At 63.0% G+C, this 8,027-nt stretch carries 9 protein-coding genes; 1 reads left to right on the top strand and 8 read right to left on the bottom strand.

Annotated elements, in window-relative coordinates; all coding sequences use genetic code 11:
• Positions 1-285 precede the first annotated feature (285 nt).
• Positions 286-1,038 (top strand): fumarylacetoacetate hydrolase family protein, encoded by a 753-nt coding sequence (locus VL598_RS03225; RefSeq protein ID WP_325325262.1) that lies wholly within the window; start codon positions 286-288, stop codon positions 1,036-1,038.
• A 6-nt stretch (positions 1,039-1,044) separates the two neighbouring features.
• Here VL598_RS03225 and mdcH read toward each other — a convergent pair whose 3' ends face one another.
• The 8 genes from mdcH to VL598_RS03185 all read right to left on the bottom strand — a co-directional run.
• Positions 1,045-1,980 carry a malonate decarboxylase subunit epsilon gene (gene mdcH / locus VL598_RS03220; RefSeq protein ID WP_325325261.1) on the bottom strand — a complete coding sequence of 312 codons (936 nt, stop codon included), beginning with the start codon at positions 1,978-1,980 and terminating at the stop codon, positions 1,045-1,047.
• A complete protein-coding gene (locus VL598_RS03215; protein WP_325325260.1) occupies positions 1,980-2,642 on the bottom strand; it encodes a malonate decarboxylase holo-ACP synthase in 663 nt (220 codons plus the stop codon). The genes mdcH and VL598_RS03215 overlap by 1 nt, the downstream gene beginning before the upstream one ends.
• A gap of 40 nt (positions 2,643-2,682) precedes the next feature.
• A complete protein-coding gene (gene mdcE, locus VL598_RS03210) occupies positions 2,683-3,513 on the bottom strand; it encodes a biotin-independent malonate decarboxylase subunit gamma (protein WP_325325259.1) in 831 nt (276 codons plus the stop codon).
• A 25-nt stretch (positions 3,514-3,538) separates the two neighbouring features.
• On the bottom strand, positions 3,539-4,426 hold the full coding sequence (locus VL598_RS03205; protein ID WP_325325258.1) for a biotin-independent malonate decarboxylase subunit beta: 888 nt from the start codon (positions 4,424-4,426) through the stop codon (positions 3,539-3,541).
• Complete coding sequence (locus VL598_RS03200; RefSeq protein WP_325325257.1) at positions 4,423-4,773, bottom strand: malonate decarboxylase subunit delta; 351 nt, start codon at positions 4,771-4,773, stop codon at positions 4,423-4,425. The genes VL598_RS03205 and VL598_RS03200 overlap by 4 nt, the downstream gene beginning before the upstream one ends.
• Positions 4,761-5,672 (bottom strand): triphosphoribosyl-dephospho-CoA synthase, encoded by a 912-nt coding sequence (locus VL598_RS03195; RefSeq protein WP_325325256.1) that lies wholly within the window; start codon positions 5,670-5,672, stop codon positions 4,761-4,763. Before VL598_RS03195 ends, VL598_RS03200 begins: the two co-directional genes overlap by 13 nt.
• A gap of 3 nt (positions 5,673-5,675) precedes the next feature.
• Complete coding sequence (mdcA, locus tag VL598_RS03190; RefSeq protein ID WP_325325255.1) at positions 5,676-7,355, bottom strand: malonate decarboxylase subunit alpha; 1,680 nt, start codon at positions 7,353-7,355, stop codon at positions 5,676-5,678.
• 54 nt (positions 7,356-7,409) lie between these two features.
• On the bottom strand, positions 7,410-8,027 hold a 618-nt coding region (locus VL598_RS03185; protein ID WP_325325254.1), incomplete at its 5' end, for a GntR family transcriptional regulator.

The following is an 8,027-nucleotide window of genomic DNA, read 5'->3' as shown; positions in this document are numbered from 1 at the left end:
ACATAAGGTTCCTGCAATGTCTTGTTAAGCGAGATGATGTGCTATGTGTTCGACGACCGCTGAGGTCGTTGTCGCGATGCAGGTTCGCGCGCATGCGCTGAGTCGTCTCGAAGCGACATGCGTGAGCATCCTGATTTGAAGTCACCCCATGACGCACCGAGCAGTCTTTGCACGCGCATGTGCCACACGCCCGTGAGGGTGGCCCGGAGTTTGCGTGCCGCGTTTGCCGAAGACCAGGTCACGGGGGCTCGGCGCCCAACACTCGGCGAGAAGGAGAGACAGACCATGAGACAGATGCAAGCGCTGGTCGCTAGCCTCGTTGAAGCACACCGAAGCCGTCGATTGATCGACGAGGCGCAGGCGAGCGGCCTGGTGCCTGCCAATGCCGATGAAGCGTATCTCGTACAGCAACTGGTGCTTGCGAAGCTGGGCGGCTGTGCGGGCTACAAGATCGGTGCGGGCTCGCCGTCCGCTGAGCCGCAATGTGCGCCGCTGCCCGCCCACAAAGTACTCGGTGCCGCGGCCGGCATTCGCCGTGCGGACTATGGTTGGATCGGTCTTGAACTGGAGATCGCGTTCAGCTTTGCCGACGACGTCGATCAAACGTTCGCAGAACGGGCCGAAGATGCGTTAGATGCGATCGATACGATGTCGGTGGTTGTGGAGGTTGTCGATAGCCGCTTCGCGGCTTGGCCCAATGTGGACCCGTTGCTGAAGCTCGCCGATTTCCAGAACAACGGCGCACTGATCATCGGCGATACGCGGCCATATGACCGCAGCTTCGATTTCATTACGCCGCAGGTGAATTTTCGCTGCGGCGAACATACGATTGCGTCCGGACGCGTGCACCATGGTGCCGGCGACCCGCGGCGACTTGTAGCGTGGCTGGTCTCGCGAATGCTGCAAACCGGGCGCTCGATTCCGGCACGAACGCTGCTTACGACAGGCTCTTACACGCCGCTTTACATGGCGAACGAGCCGGCCCTCGTGCAAGGCGAAATTGCAGGCTTTGGCGCGATTGAGTTCCACATCGCCTGATATGGGTTACCCGCCGCCCGCAGCTAGCCGTTTGTGCAGCAATGGAATCAATCGTTCGTCGGGTATGGCTGCCGCGGCGAGTGCGCTTACCTCCGGATACGTTGCAGCGGCAATCGAAGACAGGACTTGACCAGGCGGGGCTTCGACGATCAAGGTCGCGCCGAGTTCGACAATGACGGTGAGCGCATCGAACCATCGCACCGTGTGACGCATATTCGTGACGAGGTCGTCACGAATGGCATCGGCGGTCCTAAGCGGCCGTGCCGTCCGATTACCTACGTAGACGGCGCGCGGTGCACACACAGGGACGTCTGCAGCATAGGCGGTGAGTTCTTCGCACGCTGCGGCAAGCAGTTCGCAATGGGACGGCACACTCACAGCCAGCCGCTGCGCACGATGTGCGCCGAGCGAGAGAGCGCGCGCGTTGTAGCTATCGAGCGCTGCGTCCGAACCCGCAATCACGATTTGACGTGGCGCATTGACGTTGGCGATGTAGACCCGCGATTCGCTACCCGTGCTTTCGTTGGCCAGCCTTTGAACCTCGTGTTCAGTCAACCCCTCGATGGCGGACAGGCCATATCCACGGGGGTAAGCGCGCTCCATCAACTCGGCACGCTTTCGAATGAGATGCAGCGCATCGGTGAAGGCAAGGGCATTGCAAGTGACGGCAGCGGCATAGGCGCCTACGGACAAGCCCGCTGTGAGCGCAATGTCGAAACCTTCATCGGCAAGTCGTCGCGCCGTTGCCACTCCTGCGACGAGGAGCCCGATCTGCACCGCAACGCTCGATTGCAACGCCTCCGGCGTATCGAGCGTCAGAATGTCGAGCGATAGCACGTCGGCCGCTTCGGCGATCGTCGCCTCCACGATCGGATGCGACGGCAATCGATGGAGGAAGCCCGGCGATTGCGCACCTTGGCCAGGAAAAATACAAGCCAACATCAATCATCGCTCCCGCAATGCGCAAATTCGGCAGACCATGGATCAGCGATAAGACACGGGCCGTCCGCACGCTTCACGAGCGTGCGCGGTTTGTGCCTGGCCCACTCGGCGAGCGCAACACCGCCTGCTGGCGTTTCGAGTTGAACGTCGACGCGGATACCCGCCGTTTCGGCGCAAGATTCGAATTGGTGGAGCAATGCATGCGCCTCGTCGGCCGGAACTGGCGCCGGCGCACGCATGAGCACATCCAGATCGCTCGACGCATGAACGGTCGGAACGCCGGTGGCAAGCTCGAATGCCGTGCTGCCTGTCGGGCCCCAGGTCCAACCGACTAGGCACGCGCGCTCTAGCAATGCACGTAACAACACAAAAGGAGCCAGCATGGCACGACCCTCTGGGGGGCACCGGTGCAAGAGATGCTCCGGCGATATCAATGCTTCGATATCCTGGCTGTCGGCAAACGTCGCGTGGCGTTCGGCGCGCGTAGCGCCGCGCAGACCCACGGCAACGTGACCTGGCACGGCTCGCGCGCGGCGCACGACGGCAAACGGCGCGCGAGCAAACGCATCGTGAACCCAGGGCGGCGCGTCGGTATCAGCGGCCGCCACAGGACAGCGCCGCAGCTTCAGCAGATCGTGCGGACGGTAACGGGCATCGCTCATGACTTCGGCAGGCCGTGATGGGCGTCGAGGCGTGTCGCCTTCAGCAGGCGTTCCATTGTTCCGCGATCCGGCGGCGAACGTCGATCGATGCGGCACGCGTTGTCTTCGCGGCGTCGGACGCCAAGCGATGCGAGAGATCGCGTGGCCCCTGGCGAGCGCTCGCCACGGCCTCGATCAAGGCTTGGCGCACGCGTGCAATCTGCTCGTCGTTGGGCGAGTCGGCATCGACGTTGTCGATCAGACGATCAAGCAATCCCAGCTTGGCAATCGCCGACAATGAATAGGACATCGGCGTGATCGTCTCACCCAGTGCATCGAGCGCTTCGACCGAACGCCGGGTGACCCGTGCGGCTGCATCTTTGCCCATCGCGTGCACCATCGTGCCGGGCGCGTCGAGCGCAAGAATGCGATTAGCCTGATAGCCGTGTGCGAGAAAAGCGCCCGACATGGCAGGACCCACGATCAGCGCGACAACGGGGTGACCCGCTTGACGCGCGCATGCGTAGGCATCGACGGCAGCAGCGCAGGCGAGGTGAATGCCCAGCATCTCCTCTCGGTATCCGTACGCCTGACTCTTGACGTCGACGATCGCGACGATCGGCCGCCGACGCTCGCTCGCCGCATCGCTCTCAATGACTTCGCGCACGGCGCGCGCCAGTAGCCAGCCTTGCTCGAGACCGACAACATTCTCTCGTGCACGTGCAAAGCGGTTCTCGGCATCGGGCACGACGGCGATAAACCGCGCAAGGTCTCCCGCCAGCTGGGCATCGACGTGTGCGACAGGTGAGGACGAAGGTGTGCCACATGTGCCAGCCTCACCGGCTAGCGCGCGCAGCCAGCGCTGGCCGCGCGTAAGCGTTGCATCGTTCATCGCTTTTCCAACTCCTTAGTAATCCTCACGATTGGGTTTCGGCCGTCGAGCCGTCATCGGCACATGCGCGCAGCACGGTTCGCATCGACTCGGGCGTCACGCTTTGCGGGTCGATTTGCGCAAGGCGCGCAAGATAGGCGTCGACCTGCTGGCTGCGGTGCGCCGATGGCACGCCGCGTGCGAAGGCGGAATGCACGGCCGTCGCAATGGCGCTTGCATCGTCGTCGACGAGTGCGTCGGCGAACCCCGTTGCGACGCGCTGCGCTCCACCGATCAACTGCCAGACGAGACGCCGATCGCTCGCGTCGAGCTCGTCCACGCCGGCTTCCTGCTCGATGACTTCGGGACCGTTCATGCCCAGTCGCCCTTGACGCGTCATGATGAGGCGCGAGCAGAGCGCTGCGGCGAGCGACATGCCGCCGAAGCACCCGACCATGCCCGCGACAATGCCGACCACCGGTACATGCTGCCTGAGCGCCACAATGGCCGACTGGATCTCGGCGATTACGGCAAGGCCAAGGTTGGCTTCCTGCAGGCGCACGCCGCCTGTTTCGAACACGATGAGGGGCCGTACCGGATGTCCGTTTTCACAATCGCGCAAGGCGAGTTCGAGCGCAGCCGCGATCTTGCTGCCCGCCACCTCGCCAATGCTGCCGCCCTGAAAGGCGGATTCGATTGCAGCCACCACGGCAGGCTCGCCATCGATCGTCCCGCGTGCGATGACGACGCCGTCATCGGCTTGGCAGACGATGCCTTGCAAGGGCAGCCATGGCGAAGTGTGGTGATCGAAAGGGCCAGCCAGTTCGCGGAACGAGCCCTTGTCGAGCAACGCACGGGCACGCTCGCGGGCCGTCATCTCTATGAAGCTTTCGCGCGCGATGAAAGGGGGCGGCGAAGTGAGTTGCGAGGTCATTGCGCACCTCCTTGCGGTTGTGCGGTGCATGGTGGGGTGGGCGCAGCCGCTTCGGTCGCCTCGGCCGTCTCGATTGCTTCGGCGAGCCGCAGCGCGACCACGCCCGGCGTAGCGCCGAAATCGTTGATCTCGATGACGGCTGCACCGTCATAACGCGTGAAGAATCGATCGAGCACGCTTTTCCAGATGTGCGCATAACCGTCGACACTCGTGTTTACGATCACGCGTGCGCCCATTGCGTCGTGCGGCGACAACAGCACTTCGAGATCGCCCGAACCGACCACACCCACGTGTGCGCGTGCTTTGACGACGCGTTGTGCCGCGTAGTCGAACGTCAAATGTTCCATGAGTTGTCACTCCCGCCGGCGCCGTATCGCACCAGCTTATCGATAAAAAGCGTCGCGGCGAGCAGATCGGCCGCTCCGCCCGGCGATGCGTTCAATTTCAACAGAGCCCGATCGAGCCGATACAGGGCCGCGCGGCCGGGGAGGGTGGCACTGCCGCCGCACGAGAGCACCTCGCGCGCACCGCGCTGCGCCGTATCGAGCGCGGGGTGCCCGGCGCGGTGCAAAAGGCACGTGTCGTCGAGTGTCGTCATGATCGAAAGCAGTGCATCGATGCGTGCAGCAGTCTCTCCGTCACCGCGGCGCCGTGCAGCCTGCAATGCAGGTAGCCCGGCATCGAGCACATGCGGAAAACCACATTGGGCCTCCCGCCGCGCGCCGCCGACACCGTAGCGCGCACGCACGCGTGCTCCGTTGCTATCGGGCACGACGGCGGCGGTATCGGGAAAGCATGCGATGCGAGCGCCAAACTCACCCACTTGCTGAGGGTGCCAATCTCGTCCCACGTCATGACATAGGGTGGCGCCCGCAACCAAAAGGCCGACGATCCAGATGGCGCCGCGATGGGCATTGCTGCCTTCGGTTGCTCGCATCATGTCCAGCTCGCCGGCTCGGCCGATGGCGGCAAGCTCCGTGCGCAGCGCCGCAGAAGGCACTTTGCTGCGTGAAGCGCGTGCGAGCGCTTCGAACGTCGGCTCAAGGGCATGCGCCGAGCGCGTCATGACCGCAAGGCTCAGATCGCGATGCGCACCGCTGCCGCGCCGGTCCACAAGCGCGGGTTTCGGCGTGAGATGCGCTTCTTCGAGCAGGGCATCAACGGCAAAGCGCGCGAGCCGCGCGGGCAGGCCGTTGGCTCGCGCAGGCGACGCCAGGCGCACGACGTGCGTTGTCGTCGCGGCCATCGCCTACCAGCTCCTGAAGCGGGCCGGCGGCGCATAAAGCCCGCCTGACCACTCAACGAGATCGTCGATGTTGCGTGCCGCGAGAAGCGTGCGTTTGGCCTGCCCGCGTCGAATGCCGAGATCCTCCGGATACGCGACGATGCCTCGCTGCCGCAATTGCGCAGTTCTCGCCGGCTCTGCACGCAATCCAATGGGCGTGACGCCGGCTACGGCGGCGAGCGCCGCGCGGCGTTCCTCGATCCCCTGTGCCTTGTGAAGATAGGCGATGCCTTCTTCCGTCACGACATGGCTCACGTCGTCGCCATAGATCATGACAGGAGCGATCGGCATACCGCTTTTCGCACCGACGGCAACGGCATCGAGCTCGTCGACGAAAGTGGGTTCCCCCCCTTTCTTGTACGTTTCGGCGAGTTGCACCACGAGCTTGTGCCCGCGCGCGACTACTGAACCCGTCGTGCTCGCACCGCCTTCCGCTTTCAGCATCTTGAGCCATGCTTCGCTTGCATGGCGCCGCCCACGCGGATCATGGCCCATGTTGGGCGCGCCGCCGAATCCTGCCAGACGGCCGCGCGTGACCGTCGACGAGTTGGCATCCGCATCCATTTGCAGCGTCGAGCCGATAAACAGATCGACACCGTATTGGCCCGCGAGCTGGCAAAGTACGCGATTGGAGCGCAGACTTCCGTCGCTGCCCGTGAAGAAGATATCTGGACGTGCCGCGATATAGGCTTCCATGCCCACTTCGCTACCGAAGCAATGGATGCTTTCGACCCAACCCGACTCGATGGCCGGAATCATGGTGGGGTGGGGATTGAGCGTCCAGTTGCGGCAGATCTTGCCTTTGAGGCCGAGCTCGGCCCCGTACGTCGGCAGGATCAGCTCGATCGCGGCAGTGTCGAAGCCAATGCCATGATTGAGCGAGGTGACGCCATACGCTTCGTAGATACCCCGGATCACCATCATCGCGGTAAGCACCTGCAAATCGCCGATGTGACGCGGATCGCGGGTGAATAGCGGCTCGATGGCATACGGGCGATCGGATTGCACAACGACGTCAACCCACGATCCTGGTATGTCGACGCGCGGCAGGGTATCGACTATTTCGTTCACTTGAACAATAACGATGCCATGCCTAAACGCGGCGGCCTCGGCAATGGTCGGCGTATCTTCGGTATTCGGCCCGGTATAAAGGTTGCCGTGACGGTCGGCCTTTTCCGCGCATAGCAACGCAACGCGCGGCGCCAGGTCGACAAACATGCGTGCGTACAGTTCGACGTAGGTATGGATCGCACCGACTTCAAGCTGGCCGTCTTCGAGCAGTTGTGCAACGCGCAAGCTTTGTGGGCCGGCGAAAGAAAAATCGACCTTGCGTGCAATGTTGCGCTCGAAGAGCGTCAAGTGCTCGGGACGGCCGATGCTCGATATCAACAGATGGATTCCGTTGACCTTGCCCGGATCGACTTTCGCGAGCGAGCGCGACAGGAAGTCGGCCTGTTTTTGGTTGTCGCCTTCGAGCGCGACGCGGTCACCTGGGCGAATAAGCGCTTCCAGCGCGTCGACGATCCGCGCGGTAGGCAAGACGCCATCCTCGATCCATGGGGCAACGACGGCAAGACGCCGCGCCTTTTCGTCGCGCAGCGTCGTCCAACTGCGCGCGGCGGGATTATCGGCTGAATCAGTCATCGGTTGATCGAGTCTAGTTTGAGGTGTCTGTATGGTCTGGCGAAACGAACCCTGTCACGCGCGGCGTGACTTCGGCGCAGACCCGGAGGCACGCGCCTTGCCGAGGTCGGCACTGGAGGCCCGTTCGGGGTCGGTGTCGCGTTCGCTTTCGCTTTCGTTCAAGAGCGTATGGAGCAGTGCTCCGGTATCCAAAAGGTGCTCGGTAATCAATTTCTGCGCCGTGCTTACATCGCCGCGACGCACGGCGCGAAGCAGCGCGGCGTGCTCTCGGTCGGAGACGGCCTTATGATCGGCAAAACCCAGCTTGAGGCGCAAGTAGCGTTCGCCGCGGCGATGCAGCGTAACGATCAACTCCGTCAACTGCGGTCGATGTGCGGGCGCGTAAAGACATAGATGAAACGCTTCGTTACGCAAAACGTAGAGTGTGGGATCCGTTTCCGAGCGCGCTGCATCGTACAGCAACTTCGCCTCGCGCAGCGTTGTTGGGGTATGGGCGGGAATCGCGCAGGCGAGGGCAAGGCTTTCCAGCGAGGCGCGTATCTCATAGATTTCGCGCGCTTCATTGGCATTGAGCGGCGCGACCGTCGCACCTTTGTTCAGTTCGCCCTTGATCCAGCCTTCGCTTTCGAGTTGGCGCAATGCTTCGCGCACAGGGATCGCACTGATCGAGAA

It is taken from the genome of Trinickia sp. (assembly GCF_035492435.1).
Lineage (GTDB): Bacteria > Pseudomonadota > Gammaproteobacteria > Burkholderiales > Burkholderiaceae > Trinickia.
The sequence above is the reverse complement of the archived record's forward strand: the minus strand, read 5'-3'. Positions and strand labels throughout refer to the sequence as shown.

Excerpts from the sequence above, each read along its gene's own strand:
- VL598_RS03225 (WP_325325262.1), top strand. The coding sequence starts at position 286 with ATGAGACAGATGCAAGCGCTGGTCGCTAGCCTCGTTGAAGCACACCGA.
- VL598_RS03200 (WP_325325257.1), bottom strand. The coding sequence starts at position 4,773 with ATGGAACATTTGACGTTCGACTACGCGGCACAACGCGTCGTCAAAGCA.
- VL598_RS03215 (WP_325325260.1), bottom strand. The coding sequence starts at position 2,642 with ATGAGCGATGCCCGTTACCGTCCGCACGATCTGCTGAAGCTGCGGCGC.
- mdcA (WP_325325255.1), bottom strand. The coding sequence starts at position 7,355 with ATGACTGATTCAGCCGATAATCCCGCCGCGCGCAGTTGGACGACGCTG.
- VL598_RS03205 (WP_325325258.1), bottom strand. The coding sequence starts at position 4,426 with ATGACCTCGCAACTCACTTCGCCGCCCCCTTTCATCGCGCGCGAAAGC.
- mdcE (WP_325325259.1), bottom strand. The coding sequence starts at position 3,513 with ATGAACGATGCAACGCTTACGCGCGGCCAGCGCTGGCTGCGCGCGCTA.
- mdcH (WP_325325261.1), bottom strand. The coding sequence starts at position 1,980 with ATGTTGGCTTGTATTTTTCCTGGCCAAGGTGCGCAATCGCCGGGCTTC.
- VL598_RS03195 (WP_325325256.1), bottom strand. The coding sequence starts at position 5,672 with ATGGCCGCGACGACAACGCACGTCGTGCGCCTGGCGTCGCCTGCGCGA.